Raw genomic sequence first — 17960 nt, 5'->3', positions numbered from 1 at the left:
ATTATAGTCCTTCTCCAATTACAAAAGCTTGAGAAAAACTTGAAGAATGTGTAATACTTATATGCCATCTAATTATTCCCAATTCATTAGAAAGCTGTAAAGGCTTTCTGTTTAGGTTGATGTATGGCGAGCCATTTGCTGTTTGTAGAATCTCAATATCTGTTAAAGAAATGCCATCTTCCATACCTATTGACAAACATTTCAAAATAGCTTCTTTAGCAGCAAACCTACCAGAAAGAAACCGCAACTGTTTAGTTTCTGAATACAGTTGTAATTCTTTCAATGAAAAAATTCGGTTTTGAACATTTGTATCTTTTTCCCAATCCAATTTTTGAGATACTTTATGCTCAACTAAATCACAACCAATAGAAATAATCATTGCTAAAATGGATAATACTTTAATTCTTTATGAATTGAATCAAATTCTATAATACCACCCTTATTTGCTATCAAAAATCTAAATGCCTTATATGCTTTAAGTATAGCATTTTCCCATTCTTTGGCTGTTCTGACTCTGACTTCAAAATTTTCTGTCATTCCCTTGATAATTTTCAAAGTAGTTTTTGAAACTTTGTTTTTATTCTTAAAGAAATTTTTCCCTTTAGCTTCATTATAGACTATCATAGAAATAGCTTCTTCAGTTATTTTTGCTCTTGCCCCATCCTCAATTTCATCAACTTGTGGGTTGCTTTTTCGTTTTCGTCGCATCATTGCCCTTGTGCAAGGAGACCATCCAAGTAAAGCAGCAAAAGAATAATGAAAAATATCGTGGTAACGATAAAAATCATTTTCGTAAGAATTGTCATTAATAATATCTCCTATTCGCTTTGTATTATTCAATACTACTATTACTTCATTTTTTTGTCCAACTCCGACCTCCTTGAATGACATCTGAAAAGTTCTTGGGAGTTGTTCGCTTGGAATATTATCTTCATCAAAGAAGAATGTATTATTTACTTGATTCATTTTGTTTAAGCTTTTGAGAGTTAATATTCACATTAATTCCCCATTTTGGAGGAAACCAATAATCAATTGGTTTAGTATTTAGTTTGTACACTTGTTTAATTCGGGTTCTATCACTATTTCCTTTTATTTCCGGATGCTTTACTCTTGCATATTTATCAACTTCACAAAACAAATTCTGACAATCTATTAGCTGTAAACGTCGTCCCCATAGTGTTTTGAAGTCCAAACCTAATCGCTCAAATTCCATTTCTTGCCTGTCAACCATTAGTCTAATAATCTCAACATTAGTTAACCCTCCAGTACTTTTGAAGCATTTACTTATTCCTCCTAAAGCCCCAGGTCCTGGAACTACGAATTCCGATTCTGAAAAATCAATTATATTAGAGTAATTAATGTCAATCAAAATTTGATAGGCTAAGAAATCACCTAATCCCGGAAAACTTTTAACTATATCAAATGCCTGTTGCATTTTGTTACAATTCATCAATTGAATAGAAGTGTCTTTTTTCAAAATATAATCAATCAACTCTAAATGATTAGAGTGTTTCCGTTTATGGCCAAATTGTTTTACGGATGGCATTATATATGCAGCTGAATAAATTGTTTTCTTTTCAGAAAATGCTTTGCTTAAAACGTTGTCATATTTGTTAAAATCAAATTCAGCATATTCTAGATTTCCAATTTTGCTTTTTAACAATTCCCAAGTTTCAATCTTATTAAAGAGTTTAAATAAAAGTATTCTGAAAAGAACTTCATTCGGAGTATCTGAATAATCAGTGTTATAAATAACCTCTCTGATTAAGTATTGGCTGACTCTGTCGGAAGCTCTGTAAGCATTTGTAAATCTATGTTTGGCTAAAATTGTGTCATTAGTCCAAGGGTATTTGACTCCTTCAATTCTGTTAAAAAAAACTTCTTGTCTTAAAGCTGCAAATTTCCAATAACTATCAAACACCTCCGTAGTTTCTGCAGGTAACAAAGGTTTGTATATTGTAAATGTTTTATTTTTTTCGATTGTTATGCTCATTAGTTGTCAAACTTCATTTTACCAATTAATACTTTTCCCTGTGATTTTGTTAAATGGTCTAATTTTTCTACTCCAACAAAACAGTTAAATCTTTCTAATTCTAAACCTGCTTCTTGTGCAACAAATTTCCCTAGATTGATTAATCCCAACCAATTCCCATAAGCTCTTTGATATAAATATTGCATAGCGTAAAAGCTATTGATTATCAACCCACCATTTTCTGATTTATAAAATGAAACATGTTGCAAACAAGGAAAACTCTGAAAAACACCATTTTTATGGTCCTTTAAAGGGTCAAAAATTGCAGCTTGAGATTTTGACCTGCGTTTGATTTTGGAATCTTGTTTAAGAGAGTCAATTATTATATCTAATTGGTTCTTTTTAGTATCTCCGAAAGCTATTAATCTTTCAAAATAAGTTCCAGACCTATTTCGTTTATCGATTTTTTTTATTCTTGGTAGAACGTTTCCAATATAAACTTCAAATAGTTTTTGTCTGCTGTTATTATGGAATAAATACAATGACTGCGGAAATATAGTTTCTGATACGATTTCTATCGAATCAAGCCTATTTTTCGCTAAATCCTTATTAAGCTCATTGTTTATTAGTTTATCTTCTTCAAAACCTGTTAAAGTCAAAATTAGAGGAGTAATCTCATTACCCGCATTATCTATTATGTACTGAAAAACTTTGCACCACGCCTTAGATAAGTTTTCTTCCTCTATAAGTACTGGTATGTTCATTTTGTTAATTTTCTAAATGTCTGTATTCCGCAAAACCTATATAGTTTTGCGGTTGGATTCTTGTAAAGCAACAATTTGTATTTGAGTAAATGGAAGATATTCCCGATTTTTTTGCTATATATAATGTACCGATTTCTGTACTCTTTACCTTCTCTAAATATTGGCCATCAACTTCAAAATCTGAGGGTATAACCAAATAATTTGAGACTTCTAAATCAATGGGTGAATTATTCGTCTTAAAATCAATTATCTTGAAATATGTCTTTTCATCAACACTACCAAAATACTTTTTGAATATTTTTGCTGGAGTATGTTTGGCTAATTCACAATATTTATAATCATCAATGAGCCTATTAATTTTACAATGAATAATCAATGTTTGGTAACCCACCCCAAGAACAGAGCTGATTACATAATAGTCAATTTCAGTTGCTGTTGAAAAACCCAATTTTCTTTTTTTGAATTCTGATTGAATACTAGTTATTGGCATTAATAGATGTGCTGAAAAGGTATCAACAAGTATCTCATCATTGCTTTTATATTTTGAACTATCGTTTTCTTCGGTTAGTATGTCTAATTTTAATCCATGGTTAAAAACATGATGCCCAAGCTCATGTCCACAGGTAAAAACTCTTCTTGGAAATGGTCGTAATCGTGAAATAAGAATTTTTGGAGAGATGTTATTTAAGTTTTTATTGTTCACATAAAGTCCTTCCATATTAATATCTACAAACTGAACATCTATTTCTAGTTTAGAACAAATATCATAAACGTTAACTGGCTCATATAAGCTGTATCCCAACTTTAATCTAATTTCACTTGCCTTTCGGATAGCACTGGTAAATAACTCTTTCATTTATTTGGGAAGTATTCTTAATATTTCTAAAAGTTTTTTTCTATCAGATTCATCCATACTACTCAATTCCCTTGCAGCAATTTTTATTTGTTCATCAAAAGCAGTTTCATCTTCTTCTTTTAACAATAACCATGATGTACTTACCTTATACAGCTTAGCAAATTGTATTATTTCCTCAGCACTGACTTTTCGTTTTCCACTCTCAATTTCCGAAATTGCAGGTCTATGCATTTGCAAAATTTTTGCTGCATTTTCCTGTGATAAGCCAGACATAATTCTTGCCTCTTTTAATCTTTCTGCTATTTGTTCTCTGTCAGACATAATATATTATTGTTAATTTTTTGATAATTCTAAAAGTTTAATTGCAGCCTCTTTTATACTCAACTGCTTTTTTGTTTTACCATCGTAAAAAATATAACAATCATTAGGAATTGTTATGCCAGTTTTAATTTCTATTTGAGAAAAAATGGAAATTAAAACTTGACTCATAATAAAATTTCCAGGATAGAAATTTTCATTTACTACCTCATTCACTTCATTATGGTTACATACCTCTTGTATAATCCCAATAATATCTTTTTCTAATTTTAACGCTTCCATACCGTATAAATTTCATACAAATATATGTACGATTATCGTACCAACCAAATCTTATATCAAATTTCTATAAAAAAGTTAGCCACCCGCTGCCAAGTAATTCCACTGAAAGACACATCGTTACAGCACCTCATTTTCCATGACACCTTTGTTCCGAAACCCGCAGGGAGCGGGAAAGTAGCAACAAAATAATTCAGTTAAATCATGGAAAAACGAACAAAAAAAGTACTGCTGACGGGGATGGCCTTGCTCACAGCGTTAAGCGTATTTGCCCAGGATGGTGCCGCAGGTATCAACGAGGCGACCCAAATGGTAACATCCTATTTCGAGCCCGCGACTCAGCTCATCTATGCCATTGGTGCGGTGGTCGGATTAATCGGGGGTGTAAAAGTGTACAACAAATTCAGTAGCGGAGATCCCGACACCAGTAAAACAGCAGCAAGCTGGTTTGGTGCCTGTATTTTCCTGATTGTGGCCGCGACCATCCTACAGGCTTTCTTCCTATAATCCCTTGCCCTATGAGTAATTACAATATCAATAAAGGTGTTGGGAGAACGGCAGAGTTTAAAGGGCTTAAATCCCAATACCTGTTCATCTTCGCCGGGGGCTTGCTTAGCGTGCTTATCCTCGTCATGATAATGTACATGGCGGGCGTAAGCTCTTATGTGTGCCTGTTTATAGGAATCGGTGGCGCATCGCTCATCGTATGGCAAACATTCGCACTTAATGGCAAGTATGGTGAACATGGACTTATGAAGCTTGGTGCAAGGAAAAAGCATCCGAAGTACATCATCTGTCGCAAAGCCGTACACCGCTACTTAAAGTCCACCTCAAAATCCCGTCGCTTATGAGAAACACAGGAAGAGCCACAACGCTTGAAAGCAAGTTTCCATTACTGGCGGTGGAACACCACTGCATCCTTTCAAAGGATGCGGACATTACGGCCTGCTTCCGGGTACATCTGCCGGAACTGTTTACGGTGGCATCGGCGGAGTACGATGCTATTCATTCGGCATGGCACAAGGCGATCAAGACCCTGCCGGACTATTGTATTGTCCACAAACAGGATTGGTACATCAGGGAAAGTTATACCCCGGATATGGCACAGGATGACCAGAGTTTTTTATCGAAATCCTACCAACGCCATTTCAATGAACGTCCTTTTCTAAATCACTATTGCTACCTGTTCCTGACCAAGACGACCAAAGAACGGTTGCGAATGCAGAGCAATTTCTCATCGCTTTGCAAAGGTGTGTTAATCCCAAAGGAAATCAGGGACAGGGAAACGGTGCACAACTTTATGGAATCGGTGGCGCAGTTTGAGCGCATCATCAATGACAGCGGTTTTGTTAAACTGGAACGCCTCACGGAAGATGACATCATCGGAACTGGAGACCAACAGGGACTATTGGGACAATACCTGACTTTATCGCGGGATGCCAACATGCCTATGCAGGATATCGCCCTCGGTGCGGAAGATGTGCGTATCGGTAACAAAAGGCTGTGCCTGCATACCCTGTCCGATACGGACGACCTGCCCGGAACGGTATCGGCAAATACCCGTTATGAAAAGCTGTCCACCGACCGGAGTGATTGCCTCTTGTCTTTTGCTGCCCCGGTAGGATTGCTGTTGAGCTGCAACCACATTTACAACCAGTATCTGTTTTTGGACAACAGCGATGAAAACCTCCGCAAGTTTGAGAAATCCGCACGGAACATGCATTCGCTGGCAAGGTACAGCCGGGCAAATCAGATCAACAAAGAGTGGATTGAAAAGTATCTCAACGAAGCGCACAGCTTCGGGCTTTCATCTATACGGGCACACTTCAACGTCATGGCATGGTCGGATGACCCCCATGAACTGAAGCAATTGAAGAATGATACGGGCAGTGCCCTTGCTTTAATGGAATGCAAACCGAGGCATAACACGTTTGATGTTGCCACCCTGTATTGGGCGGCTATGCCCGGCAATGCTGGCGACTTTCCATCGGAAGAAAGTTTTTACACCTTCATAGAGCCGGCCTTATGCTTTTTCACGGAGGAGACCAACTACCAAAGTTCGCCCTCACCGTTCGGTATTAAGATGGCTGACCGATTAACGGGAAAGCCCATCCATTTGGATATTTCCGACCTGCCCATGAAAAGGGGCATCATCACGAACCGGAACAAGTTCATTCTGGGGCCGTCGGGGTCGGGCAAATCTTTTTTCACCAACCACATGGTACGTCAATACTACGAGCAGGGCGCACACGTGCTGCTTGTGGATACAGGGAACTCGTATCAGGGTCTGTGTGAATTGGTTAAAGGAAAGACCAAAGGTGAAGACGGGGTATATTTTACCTATACCGAGGACAACCCGATTGCCTTTAACCCTTTCTATACGGACGATGGTGTATTCGATATCGAGAAGCGGGAAAGTATCAAGACCTTGATACTAACGCTTTGGAAACGGGATGATGAACCACCGACCCGTTCGGAAGAAGTAGGGCTGTCCAATGCCGTAAGCGGATATATCGAACGCATCAGGCAAAATGATGAATACCCCTGTTTCAATGGTTTTTATGAGTATGTAAAAGGCGACTACAAAAAAGTGCTGGAAGAAAAACAGGTACGGGAAAAGGATTTTGACCTTTCCAATTTCCTGAACGTGCTGGAACCCTACTATAAAGGTGGAGAGTACGATTACCTGTTAAATTCCGACAAGCAGCTCGACCTGCTTTCCAAACGCTTTATCGTCTTTGAAATTGATGCCATAAAAGACCACAAGATACTTTTCCCTATTGTGACCATCATCATTATGGAGGTCTTTATCAATAAGATGCGCAGGTTGAAAGGAGTCCGCAAGCTCATACTGATAGAAGAAGCGTGGAAAGCCATAGCCAAAGAAGGGATGGCGGAATACATCAAGTATCTTTTTAAAACGGTCAGGAAATTTTTCGGAGAGGCCATAGTCGTAACCCAGGAGGTGGACGACATTATCCAGTCGCCAATCGTCAAGGAAAGTATCATCAACAATTCCGATTGCAAGATCCTTTTGGACCAGCGCAAGTACATGAACAAGTTCGATGACATCCAGGCAATGCTCGGATTGACCGAAAAGGAAAAATCCCAAATCCTTTCCATCAACATGAACAATGACCCGTCAAGGCTTTACAAGGAAGTTTGGATTGGCTTAGGTGGTACGCATTCAGCAGTCTATGCCACAGAAGTTTCGGTTGAGGAATACCTCGCCTATACTACTGAAGAAACCGAAAAGATGGAGGTCATGCAACTGGCATCCGAACTGGACGGCAACGTGGAACAGGCCATAAAGCGCATCGCCCTCCAAAGACGGGAAAAAGCAAATAATTATTAATCACAAAAAATTAGAAATTATGAAAAAAACAATGTTACTGGTGTGTACGGTGCTTATGCTTGCCGTTGCACCATCCGCTAAGGCACAATGGGTCGTGGTTGACCCTTCAAACCTTGCCTCGGGTATTATCAATTCCGCAAATGAGATTGTACAAACCTCGTCCACCGTATCCAACGTGATCAAGAATTTCAAGGAAGTGGAAAAGGTATATAAACAAGGCAAGGAATATTACGATAAACTTCAAGCCGTAAACAACTTGGTGAAAGATGCCCGCAAGGTTCAGCAGACCGTTTTGCTCGTGGGCGATGTATCCGAAATGTACGTCAATAATTTCGGCAAGATGATGAACGATCCCAATTTTTCGCCACAGGAATTATCGGCAATCGCCAACGGGTATTCTGCACTGCTCAATGAAAGTACCGAACTGCTGAAAGAGTTGAAACAGATTATTACCTCGACCTCTCTTTCACTGAACGATAAAGAGCGTATGGATATCATTGACAAGGTGTACAACGAGGTCAAGGATTACCACAGTCTTGTGCGCTATTATACCAATAAAAACATTTCAGTCAGCATTTTAAGGGCAAAAAAGCAGAACAACACCCAAAGGGTATTGGAGCTGTATGGCACTGCTGAACAAAAATACTGGTAGGAGCTATGGAATGGGATAATCTTCATGAACTCCTGCGTTCGCTGTACGATGAAATGATCCTTATGTCTGCTGATATGGCAGCAGTGGCCAAAGGTATTGCCGGATTGGGAGCTCTGTTCTATGTTGCCCTAAAGGTATGGCAGGCACTCAGCCGGGCAGAACCGATTGATGTATTCCCGCTCTTACGGCCTTTTGCCATCGGGCTTTGCATTATGTTTTTCCCGACCATCTTATTGGGAACCGTCAATGCGGTATTAAGGCCGGTGGTACAGGGCACGCACGGGATGCTCGAAAATGAGGTACTTGACCTGAACCAGTTACAGGCACAGAAAGACCAGTTGGAAAGGGAAGCCATGCTCCGCAATCCCGAAACGGCCTACTTGGTAAGTGATGAGGAATTTGATAAGAAACTGGACGAATTGGGATGGTCACCCTCTGATCTGGCCACAATGTCAGCGATGTACCTTGACAGGCAAAGCTATAAGATAGAGAAAGCGATAAAGGAATGGTTCCGCAATCTGTTGGAAATCCTTTTTCAGGCTGCGGCACTCGTCATAGACACGATACGGACCTTCTTTCTTATTGTACTGTCCATTTTGGGGCCGATAGCATTTGCAATAAGTGTTTGGGATGGTTTCCAGTCCACGCTTACACAATGGCTCACCAGGTACATCAGTGTGTACCTGTGGCTGCCCATTGCTGATATGTTCAGTTCTATGCTCGCCAAGATACAATCCCTGATTATCGAAAGGGATATTGAGATGCTGTCAGACCCGACTTTCATTCCCGATACTTCCAATACCGTGTACATCATTTTTATGATTATCGGCATCGTGGGCTACTTCACCATTCCCACTGTAGCAGGCTGGGTTATCCAGGCCGGAGGTGGAGGAAACTTCATGCGCAATGTGAACCAGACAGCCTCTAAAACCGGGAACATCGCAGGAGCCGGAACGGGAGCTACTGTGGGCAACATCGGAGGAAAATTAATGAACAAATAAACATTGGTAGAAATGGAATTTAAGACTTTAAGAAATATTGAAAACAGTTTCAGGCAAATACGGCTGTATGCCATCGTATTTGCCGTACTCTGCACCAGCGTGGTAGGATATGCCGTATGGCAATCCTACCGCTTTGCAGAATTGCAACGGCAAAAGATTTATGTACTGGACAATGGCAAGTCGTTGATGTTGGCACTTTCACAGGATGCGAGCATTAACCGTCCCGTGGAAGCCCGTGAACACATAAGGCGTTTCCACGAACTGTTCTTTACACTGGCCCCGGATAAACGTGCCATAGAAAGCAATATGAAACGGGCATTCAACCTTGCCGACAAAAGTGTCTTTGACTATTACAAAGACCTTTCGGAAAAGGGATACTACAACCGCATAATATCAGGCAATGTACAGCAACGCATCGAAGTGGACAGTGTGGTCTGCAACTTCAACACCTATCCCTATGCCGTCAGGACGTATGCCAAGCAATATATCATCCGTTCGAGCAATTTGACAAGACGGAGCCTGGTCACATCCTGCTATCTCGTGAATTCCGTCCGCTCGGACAACAATCCACAGGGCTTTAATATCGAGAAGTTCAGCGTACTGGAAAACAAAGACGAGGAAGTTATAGAGCGCTAAATCAATATCATGGAAGCACTATCAGATTTGAGCACATTTACACAAACCCTAACCGCAAAGGGGTATAACGGCTATTTCCATACCCAGGGTGCGTATGCAGGAAAGCTGAAGGAAAGCATCAGTGAATACCTCGAAAACTGCCGAAATGGTAAGGAGGGGGAACCAAAGCCAGAGTTGTTGCTCACGGGCTATCTGCAATGGGCAGGTGAAGACAAACCACGTGTGGAATGTACCCTTTGGGTAAAACACCTGAACGGAAAATTCTTCTTGGACAAAATGGAAATAGCAAGGAAAGACCGCTTTGGGCAATTGCTGAAGCAATCCAAGCTGACCGATCTCTCTGCCATGACGATACCCAGTGCAATGGAGGCAATCGCTATGGTCAGCGATGCCCAAAAACAAAAAGCTGTTCAAAGCAGCAGGCGTTTCAAGTTGTAATAACGGATAAAACATTGAAGCATGAAAAATCCAAGAAAAAGGATAAGTGATTGGTTGGACAAGCTGGATGGGCAGTGGCAGGCGATGCCTGTTAAAAGGCAGAACCGCTATGCACTACTGTTCTTTGCGGGCTATGCGCTATTGTCCATTATCGTGATAACCGAAGTCTGTTATGAGGTGGGCAAACCCAATAATGGAATGACGATAGAACATATCGAAAATCCGGTTATCCAACAAAGAAAGTCCCCGGTTATACCGCAGGACAGCATTTCAGAAATCATTAAAAACAAATTATATGAAAGATAACAAAAACAAGAGAGCGAGTTTTCTGGTCGAAAGTGACGGGCAGAAAACCGGAACGGAGGCACCGAATGACGGTGCGCAGCATAAGGCAGAAAGGCTGAAAAAGCCTATCATTTTTGTCCTTATGGGCGTGGTATTTCTCGGCTGTATGTATTTAATCTTCAAACCCTCATCCGATGAAAACGAAGTCGAAGATTTTGGTCTGAACGATGTCGTACCACAGGCAACCGATGCAGGGCTTCAGTCCGACAAGCAAAAGGCATACGAGCAAGAGATGATGAAGCAGAAAATAGAAGAAAAACGCAGCTCCCTAATGTCCTTGTCGGACTACTGGAATACGGAAGATACTGCCAATAAAGAAATAGGACAAACGGAAGAAGACAATGGGGATGATTACGAAGGCGGTTCACGCAAAGGGGGCAATCCGGCATTGAACAGTTATCGCAATGCGCAAAGTACCCTGACTTCATTCTACGATAACAGCGACTATGAAACCCAGGAACTCCGCAAACAAGTCGAGGAACTCAAAGAGCAACTGGCAGAAAAGGATGTCCCGCCAAATACGACCGTTGAGGATCAGTTGGCATTGATGGAGAAATCCTATGAAATGGCATCACGTTATATTCCATCCAGCCAAACGCAGACGGGTGAAGCGGACATGCAGGTTTCGGCAAAGGGCAACCAAAGGGAATACTTTGTGGCATTCACACCTGCAAGGAAAAATGCCGTGTCTTCCCTCTATCGGGAGCCATCGGACAGTGCTTTCCTTGCAAACTGGAGCGAAACCCGCAACAGGGGATTTTATACGGCCGGTGTTTCGCAGCAGGTAATACAGCCCAAAAACAGCATTCGTGCGGTGGTACAGGAAACACAGACCGTAACGGGTGAAAGCGGGGTGCGTTTGCGTTTACAGGAAACGGCACAAACACCCAACCATACCATTCCGGCAGGAACGGTAGTAATGGCAAATGCCAAGTTTGCAAGCGGCAGGCTGCAACTAAGGGTAACATCCATCGAACTGGAAGGCAATATTATCCCTGTGGATATATCGGTGTACGATCTGGACGGACAGCAAGGGCTGTACGTGCCATACTCGCCTGAAATGAACGCCCTTACTGAAATGGCCGGCAATATGAGCCAGACTTCCGGAACAAGCGTAATGCTCACGCAATCAGCAGGACAACAGGTTGCCGCAGACCTTAGCCGTGGAGTGGTACAGGGTATTTCGGGCTACTTCTCCAAGAAAGTAAGGACACCGAAAGTTACCGTCAAAGCCGGTCACAGGCTGCTCCTTGTTTCGAAAAATTAATTGTTCAATACTGAAAAAAGAATCAAAAATGAAAACAATATTTAAAATCCTATTGGCAATGGTTGGTTTAATGGCCCTCCACGCCAACACCTATGCGCAACAGCTTGCGTCCCATACTACCAAACTGAATATGGGCAAAATAGTGCCTTATGAAATGCAGGTAACGTATAACAAAACCTCGCACCTGATATTTCCGTCCGCCATCCGCTACGTGGATCTGGGCAGTGAGTACCTGATTGCGGGTAAGGCAGAAGACGCAGAAAATGTACTGCGCATCAAAGCTACCGTGAAGGACTTTGAGGGAGAAACCAATTTTTCGGTGATTACCGATGACGGCAGGTTTTACAACTTCAATGTGTATTACAGTGCCCATCCCAATTCGATGAACTATGACCTGCTCAATATGCAAAAGGCGTTGGACAGGGAAAACGGTAACGATGTGTTATTTGAGGAACTGGGGAGCAGTTCACCGTCATTGGCAGGATTGCTTATGGAAACCATCTACAAAAGGAATAAAAGGTATATCAAACATATCGGGGCAAAAAGCTACGGGATCCAATTCCTGCTCAAAGGTATCTATGTCCACAATGGCAAATTCTATTTCCATACCGAAGTAAGGAATAAGGGAAATGTCCCTTTCCAAATCGACTTTGTGAATTTCAAGGTCGTGGACAAAAAAGTGGCCAAACGTACCGTGGTGCAGGAAAAACCAATGACCCTGTTGCGCATGTACAAACCGCTCACCGGAATTGAGGGGAATACCACCGACCAGAACGTGTTCCTGCTCGATCAGTTTACCATGACTGATGACAAGATGCTCGTTATCGAAATCTTTGAGAAAAATGGTGGCAGACAGCAAATATTGCAGGTGGAAAACTCGGACCTGGTTCATGCCAGACCAATAACGGAGATGCACCTAAAGATTAATTAACCTAAAAGGAAACGACAATGATAAAATACATTTTTGCCGTAATACTTGCCATGTTAAGTATGACGGCACTACAGGCGCAACGTATGCTTCCGGGACAAAAAGGGCTGGAAATAAATGCAGGTATGTTGTCCAGAGAAGTCAGCGACAATTATTACCTGAACCTGACCCTTACCGTAAATGGGAAGAACGGTAATTACTGGATATGGGCAGCGGAATATACCCATCAATTTACCGATTACAGGGAGTTGGAAATACCATTGGAAGCTTATACGGGTGAAGTGGGGTACAGTCTTCAGTTGTTGGGCGATGCGCGAAAGACCACTACTTTAAATGCAGGGGTTACCGCCCTTGCCGGTTACGAAACCATTAACCGTAGTGAGGCCATCTTGTATGATGGAGCAACCATCCTGAACGAAGATAATTTCATTTACGGCATAGGTGGTCAGCTTTCATTGGAAACCTACCTGTCCGACCGGGTTGTGCTGCTTTTGAAAGGACGTACCAAAGTGTTTTGGGGTACGGATTTAAAACAGTTCCGTCCATCGGCAGGGATCGGATTAAGATTTAATTTTTAAAAAGAACAACAATGAAACGATTATTAAATAGAAGCAGACTGATATGGTTGGTTATCCTGGCTTTTACAAGTGCGGTGGTATTATCCTCTTGTGATAAGGAAGAACTGGAAATACAACAGAACTACCCGTTTGAGGTCAGGGTGATGCCCGTTCCCGGAGAGGTAGCCAGTGGTCAGACCGTTGAAATAAGGATTACGATAGAGCGGAACGGGAATTTCAACGATACGGAATACTATATCCGTTATTTCCAGTTTGACGGTCAAGGTACATTACAGTATTTCAGTGAACCACCATACCTGCCCAATGACCTTTATCAGTTACCGGCTACACAGTTCAGGATGTATTATACTTCACAGGCCACCGTAACGCAGTCGTTTGACGTATGGGTTTCGGATAACTTCGGAAATGAACGGCAAGTGAGTTTTCAGTTTAACAGTGCGGATTGATGGTTAAAAATCCTGTCCTGTGGGGCAGGATTTTTTAATTCAGCCAATGTTGTATTTCATTGTAGAACAAAAAAATACATTTCGTAAATTTAAAGCTTTGAAATGTAGCACGCTATCGTCATGATGTCATCGTTGGTCATAGGTGTCATATTTTTGGTTTTGGGCTTGGGCCTGCGTTATTGGATTAACCGCCGGAAGTTTTACAGGAGGAGCTCCACCGGTGCCGAGGGCTTTTCAAGCTATGAAAAATCGGTTGCCACCAGGTTTTTGGAACGGATCGGCAAATGGGTAGCCTACGCCCTGATTATTTTCGGGCTATTGTCGTTGTGGGTATATTCCAGGGAGAAAAAGGAAGTGGCATCCCAAAATACGGAGGTGCAAAATCCAAGATAGAGAAATCTAATATATATTTATTCCATATCAATTGTAGGAAAAGAAATAGCGAAGACAATAACCAATACAAAATGTAAAGTATGCAGGATTTTAAAGACCAACATTCGCAATGAAAATAATCTATGTTTGACCAGTTTAAAAATAAACTTCCATTTGACGAAAAACATTGGAATGACTATGTGGGTTATTTCAAACGAATTCAGGTTCCTTCCAAAACCACGCTCTTACAAGAAGGAAAAATTTCAAAAAAAGTATTTTTCATTGAAAAAGGTTGTATCCGTGTATGGTTTAACAATAACGGAAATGATGTGACCTTTCAATTCTTTTTGGAAGGCGACCGAGTGTCTTCCACAGAAAGTTTTAAAAAAAATATTCCAAGTATTGTTACGATAGAAACCATAGAACCCTGCACCTTATGGGTGATTGGCAAAAAGGATATGGACAAGATGGTGAGTGAAGCCTTTGAAATTCCCGAAGTCAGAGAAAAATTGATCGATAGTTTATTTGACCGCAACATTCATTATATGAAACATTGTCTTTCATTCATAAAAGATACGCCACAACAACGTTATCTTAATTTGATTCAAGAAAAGCCACAGATCGTTCAACGCATTCCCCAACATTACATTGCTTCTTATTTGGGCATCACTACGGTTCATTTGAGCCGAATAAAAAGTAAATTGGCAAGAGAAAAAAAGTAGCCCTCATTCGATAACAAATGTTATCGTCTTGCAGATAACCGCCCCATAATTTTGCCTTGTTAGTTAAAGAAAAGGCAAAATGAAAATTCAAAAGACAGTTTATTGGATTGCAACAGGTTTATTCTCTATTTGGATGTTGACAAACGCTTATGCGTATTTAACTTCCGAAGAAGCAAAACGGCTTTGTGCCCACTTTGGTTTTCCCGGTTATTTCAGAGTGGAGCTGGCTTTTACCAAAATTATCGGCGTAATCGTTTTATTGCTTCCCTTCATAAGAGGAAGAATAAAAGAATGGGCATATTCAGGATTTACAATCACTGTGATTTCAGGGTTTATTGCCCACGTTTGCTCTGGCGATAGTTTTCGGTCATCAGCATCGGCTTTGGTAGCATTGGCCATCTTATTGACTTCTTATTTCAGTTATCACAATTTAAAAAACATACCAAAATGAAAGCAGCAGTAATGTTCCAAAGGGGCGAAATGCCCCGATACACAGAAGATTTCCCCGAACCCATCGTTAATAGGGAAGATGAAATTTTAATTTCAGTAAAAGCCGCAGCCATTAAGCATTTGGACAGATCAAGGGCAAGCGGTAAACATTATTCCACAAAAGGGGACATACATCAGGCAAAAGCAATTGGCGGTGACGGTGTAGGATTCTTAGCAGACGGAACAAAGGTATTTGCATTAGGTGTAAGTGGAATGATTGCAGAAAAAGCAATTATTGAAATAGGGAAAATGATAAAACTACCTGAAGGCATAGATGACGCAGCCGCAGCCGCATTACCAAATGCGGTAGCAGGTTCGGCAATGGCACTCCGTTTCAGGGCTGCCATGAAAGCAGGTGAAACCGTATTGATAAACGGGGCAACAGGATTTACAGGAAGTGTAGCCGTTCAAATTGCCAAACATTATGGAGCAGGAAAAATTATCGTTACAGGCAGAAATGAACAAAGGTTGCAATCATTGCTGGCATTGGGTGCTGACGAAATTATTCCCATAAAACAGGATGATGAAAGTTTCCTTTCACAAATACAACATCTACACAACAACAAACCCATTGACATTATTATCGATTACTTGTGGGGCCATACCGCAGAACTTATTTTGGAGGCATTAAAAGGCAATGGTGCATTTACACACAAGACACGCTTTGTTTCTATTGGCTCTGTAACGGGCGACACAATTCAACTTTCATCTGAAATTTTAAGAAGTGTTGATTTACAGTTGTCTGGTTCAGGTTTGGGCAGTTGGACCAAAGAAGAAATGCAAAAGCTATTCAAGGAAATTATTCCCGAAATGTTTCAACTTGCTGCCGACAACAAACTAAAAGCAGAAACTGAAACAATACAACTGAAAGACATTGAAAAGCTTTGGGACTTAAAAGTATCGGACGGAAAAAGGATTGTTGTAACAATATAAAAAGCAGCCAGTTAAATAGTATTGATAATAACGGGTAAAGTGAGTAACATTAGTGGCTTTTATACCAAACCTTGCCTTTCAAAGCCAAACACTCCCCTAATAGCAAAACACTCCAAACCCTTTCCTAATTTTCGTTCCTGACACGAAAAAAGAGGAAAGGATTATGGAAGTAATAGCAATACCCAAGTCGGTTCTCAAAGAACTGAACACAGAACTGGACGAACTCTTAAGGCTTACCACCGATGCAAGCGAAACCTATACATCCATCTTCAACGAAGAAAGATGGCTCGACAATCAAGAAGTGTGCCTGATGCTCGGTATCAGCAAACGCACATTGCAGTCTTATAAAAACAAAGGACTTTTGCCTTATTCCAAACTAAACCGAAAAAACTATTACAAATTTTCGGATGTGCAGCATTTACTTGCTTCGGATACCCATCCCCAAAACAAATGAGTATGGAATTTTTTGATAACGATGCCGAAGAAATAGCTTACTACAAAAAGAAGCTCGATGAACTCCGTACCTGGATAGAATTGATACTGGAGCATTTCCGTCCCGTAATGAACGGTGAGATTTACCTATCAGGAGAAGAAGTGTGCAGGCTGTTACATATCTCCAAACGCACCCTGCAACAATATCGGGACGATAACATCCTGCCCTATGTGCAGATTGGTGGCAAAATCATCTTCCGGCAATCGGACATACTGCATGTATTGGAAGATAATTATGTAGCCAGGTCACAAGAACAAAGGACAAATGAGTGATTGTGTAAGATGATTAACATCGCTATCTTTGTACCTGAAAATATTAGAAAAACTTAAAGTGTTTTTGCTTTAAGTCTCGATACTAAAAACTGGTAATTTTTAAGACAACGAGACAGATAGGTAAGAACGCTCATGCCATAGGCGTGGGCGCTCGCTTATTCGTTGTCGGGCATACCAGTGCCTTAGTATCGGTAAGTGTGGTTGCCTGCGCTCTTTTTTTGTGCAGGGTTCCACCACTAACAATAAAATGAGGTACTATGGAAACGGTAATCGGCCCTACACAAATCGACATCGCATTTATCAATGACGAAAGTCCGCTTTTGGATCTGACCTGCAACGCCCTCCTCGCTTCAGGAATTGATGTTCTGTTCCGCTCAGGGAATATAGAGGACGGACTATCCCGATTGTCGGCATTAACGGAACTTCCCCAAGTTTGTGTTGTTGACCTTGATTTTGATGACATCGACGTGTTGCATCAGCTTCAAGAATTGAAGGCAAAATATTCAAGCATCCACCTTATTGCCCATAGCGATAATAATTCGGAAAAAACTGCAAAATCTCTTTTAAAAATGGGTTTTGACGGTTATCTCCTTGTCGGCAGCGATGCGGACGATTTCAGAAAAGCTATTGAGGGAGCTTGCAACGGCAAAAAATACTTTAGTATGGGGCTGCTTTTGGCGAAGTAACGTAAGTTGGTTTGTCAATGATTTTAATTTCGTTGGCAAGGTTTCCCCCTTTTTAGTATTCGTCCGGATTGTATGCAATAGTCGCTTTTATTTTGTCTGTCTGCGTTGAAACTAAATGCTAACGAAGCTGAATAAGAACTACCAAAAAGTATGATTTT

At 41.0% G+C, this 17960-nt stretch carries 25 protein-coding genes; 18 read left to right on the top strand and 7 right to left on the bottom strand.

All coding sequences use genetic code 11. The features are described 5' to 3' along the window. Position 1 precedes the first annotated feature (1 nt). The 7 genes from acpS to L1967_RS01285 are packed head-to-tail and all read right to left on the bottom strand — an operon-like array spanning position 2 to position 4192. Positions 2-379, bottom strand: a complete 378-nt coding sequence (gene acpS, locus L1967_RS01315) for a holo-ACP synthase (RefSeq protein WP_249599904.1) — start codon at positions 377-379, stop codon at positions 2-4. Positions 380-381: 2 nt separating this feature from the next. Continuing rightward, entirely contained in the window at positions 382-966 is a 585-nt protein-coding gene (locus tag L1967_RS01310) for a nucleotide pyrophosphohydrolase (RefSeq protein WP_249599903.1), read from the bottom strand. Continuing rightward, the gene (locus tag L1967_RS01305; RefSeq protein ID WP_249599902.1) at positions 950-1993 is read right to left on the bottom strand and encodes a nucleotide kinase domain-containing protein; all 1044 of its coding nucleotides are present in this window, start codon (positions 1991-1993) and stop codon (positions 950-952) included. The genes L1967_RS01310 and L1967_RS01305 overlap by 17 nt, the downstream gene beginning before the upstream one ends. Next, on the bottom strand, positions 1993-2736 hold the full coding sequence (locus L1967_RS01300; protein ID WP_249599901.1) for a thymidylate synthase family protein: 744 nt from the start codon (positions 2734-2736) through the stop codon (positions 1993-1995). Before L1967_RS01300 ends, L1967_RS01305 begins: the two co-directional genes overlap by 1 nt. 4 nt (positions 2737-2740) lie before the next feature. Then, positions 2741-3592: an ImmA/IrrE family metallo-endopeptidase gene (locus tag L1967_RS01295; protein WP_249599900.1), complete on the bottom strand. Its 852-nt coding sequence runs from the start codon at positions 3590-3592 to the stop codon at positions 2741-2743. Further along, positions 3593-3913 (bottom strand): helix-turn-helix domain-containing protein, encoded by a 321-nt coding sequence (locus L1967_RS01290; protein WP_249599899.1) that lies wholly within the window; start codon positions 3911-3913, stop codon positions 3593-3595. A 12-nt stretch (positions 3914-3925) separates the two neighbouring features. Beyond that, positions 3926-4192, bottom strand: coding sequence for a hypothetical protein (locus L1967_RS01285; RefSeq protein WP_249599898.1), 267 nt, complete (start codon positions 4190-4192; stop codon positions 3926-3928). A gap of 201 nt (positions 4193-4393) precedes the next feature. Between L1967_RS01285 and L1967_RS01280 the strand changes: the two genes are divergently transcribed. The 18 genes from L1967_RS01280 (at position 4394) to L1967_RS01190 (ending at position 17802) form a co-directional block, all read left to right on the top strand. Further along, positions 4394-4696: a DUF4134 domain-containing protein gene (locus L1967_RS01280; protein WP_249599897.1), complete on the top strand. Its 303-nt coding sequence runs from the start codon at positions 4394-4396 to the stop codon at positions 4694-4696. A gap of 11 nt (positions 4697-4707) precedes the next feature. Next, entirely contained in the window at positions 4708-5040 is a 333-nt protein-coding gene (locus L1967_RS01275) for a DUF4133 domain-containing protein (protein WP_249599896.1), read from the top strand. Then, a complete protein-coding gene (locus L1967_RS01270; protein WP_249599895.1) occupies positions 5037-7544 on the top strand; it encodes a TraG family conjugative transposon ATPase in 2508 nt (835 codons plus the stop codon). Before L1967_RS01275 ends, L1967_RS01270 begins: the two co-directional genes overlap by 4 nt. A gap of 19 nt (positions 7545-7563) precedes the next feature. Continuing rightward, on the top strand, positions 7564-8196 hold the full coding sequence (locus tag L1967_RS01265; protein WP_249599894.1) for a DUF4141 domain-containing protein: 633 nt from the start codon (positions 7564-7566) through the stop codon (positions 8194-8196). A gap of 5 nt (positions 8197-8201) precedes the next feature. Continuing rightward, positions 8202-9197 (top strand): conjugative transposon protein TraJ, encoded by a 996-nt coding sequence (gene traJ, locus L1967_RS01260; RefSeq protein WP_249599893.1) that lies wholly within the window; start codon positions 8202-8204, stop codon positions 9195-9197. A 12-nt stretch (positions 9198-9209) separates the two neighbouring features. Beyond that, positions 9210-9833, top strand: coding sequence for a conjugative transposon protein TraK (gene traK, locus L1967_RS01255; RefSeq protein WP_249599892.1), 624 nt, complete (start codon positions 9210-9212; stop codon positions 9831-9833). A 9-nt stretch (positions 9834-9842) separates the two neighbouring features. After that, positions 9843-10271 carry a hypothetical protein gene (locus tag L1967_RS01250; RefSeq protein WP_249599891.1) on the top strand — a complete coding sequence of 143 codons (429 nt, stop codon included), beginning with the start codon at positions 9843-9845 and terminating at the stop codon, positions 10269-10271. Between the two features lie 21 nt (positions 10272-10292). Further along, a complete protein-coding gene (locus L1967_RS01245) occupies positions 10293-10577 on the top strand; it encodes a nitrogen regulatory IIA protein (protein WP_249599890.1) in 285 nt (94 codons plus the stop codon). Beyond that, positions 10567-11883 (top strand): conjugative transposon protein TraM, encoded by a 1317-nt coding sequence (gene traM / locus L1967_RS01240; protein ID WP_249599889.1) that lies wholly within the window; start codon positions 10567-10569, stop codon positions 11881-11883. Before L1967_RS01245 ends, traM begins: the two co-directional genes overlap by 11 nt. Positions 11884-11911: 28 nt before the next feature. Further along, entirely contained in the window at positions 11912-12814 is a 903-nt protein-coding gene (gene traN, locus L1967_RS01235) for a conjugative transposon protein TraN (RefSeq protein WP_262917399.1), read from the top strand. Between the two features lie 17 nt (positions 12815-12831). Then, the gene (locus L1967_RS01230) at positions 12832-13389 is read left to right on the top strand and encodes a conjugal transfer protein TraO (RefSeq protein ID WP_249599888.1); all 558 of its coding nucleotides are present in this window, start codon (positions 12832-12834) and stop codon (positions 13387-13389) included. 11 nt (positions 13390-13400) lie between these two features. After that, positions 13401-13835: a DUF3872 domain-containing protein gene (locus L1967_RS01225; RefSeq protein WP_249599887.1), complete on the top strand. Its 435-nt coding sequence runs from the start codon at positions 13401-13403 to the stop codon at positions 13833-13835. Positions 13836-14350: 515 nt separating this feature from the next. Further along, positions 14351-14929 carry a Crp/Fnr family transcriptional regulator gene (locus L1967_RS01215; RefSeq protein ID WP_249599885.1) on the top strand — a complete coding sequence of 193 codons (579 nt, stop codon included), beginning with the start codon at positions 14351-14353 and terminating at the stop codon, positions 14927-14929. Positions 14930-15008: 79 nt separating this feature from the next. Further along, a complete protein-coding gene (locus L1967_RS01210; RefSeq protein ID WP_249599884.1) occupies positions 15009-15380 on the top strand; it encodes a DoxX family protein in 372 nt (123 codons plus the stop codon). Next, on the top strand, positions 15377-16351 hold the full coding sequence (locus L1967_RS01205; RefSeq protein ID WP_249599883.1) for a quinone oxidoreductase family protein: 975 nt from the start codon (positions 15377-15379) through the stop codon (positions 16349-16351). Before L1967_RS01210 ends, L1967_RS01205 begins: the two co-directional genes overlap by 4 nt. A 163-nt stretch (positions 16352-16514) precedes the next feature. Next, positions 16515-16805 carry a helix-turn-helix domain-containing protein gene (locus L1967_RS01200; RefSeq protein WP_249599882.1) on the top strand — a complete coding sequence of 97 codons (291 nt, stop codon included), beginning with the start codon at positions 16515-16517 and terminating at the stop codon, positions 16803-16805. A 2-nt stretch (positions 16806-16807) separates the two neighbouring features. Further along, on the top strand, positions 16808-17116 hold the full coding sequence (locus L1967_RS01195) for a helix-turn-helix domain-containing protein (RefSeq protein ID WP_249599881.1): 309 nt from the start codon (positions 16808-16810) through the stop codon (positions 17114-17116). 257 nt (positions 17117-17373) lie between these two features. Beyond that, positions 17374-17802 (top strand): response regulator, encoded by a 429-nt coding sequence (locus L1967_RS01190; RefSeq protein ID WP_249599880.1) that lies wholly within the window; start codon positions 17374-17376, stop codon positions 17800-17802. Positions 17803-17960: the final 158 nt, after the last annotated feature.

This window comes from Zunongwangia pacifica (assembly GCF_023499215.1).
Lineage (GTDB): Bacteria > Bacteroidota > Bacteroidia > Flavobacteriales > Flavobacteriaceae > Zunongwangia > Zunongwangia pacifica.
This window is presented reverse-complemented; position numbering and strand designations above follow the sequence as displayed.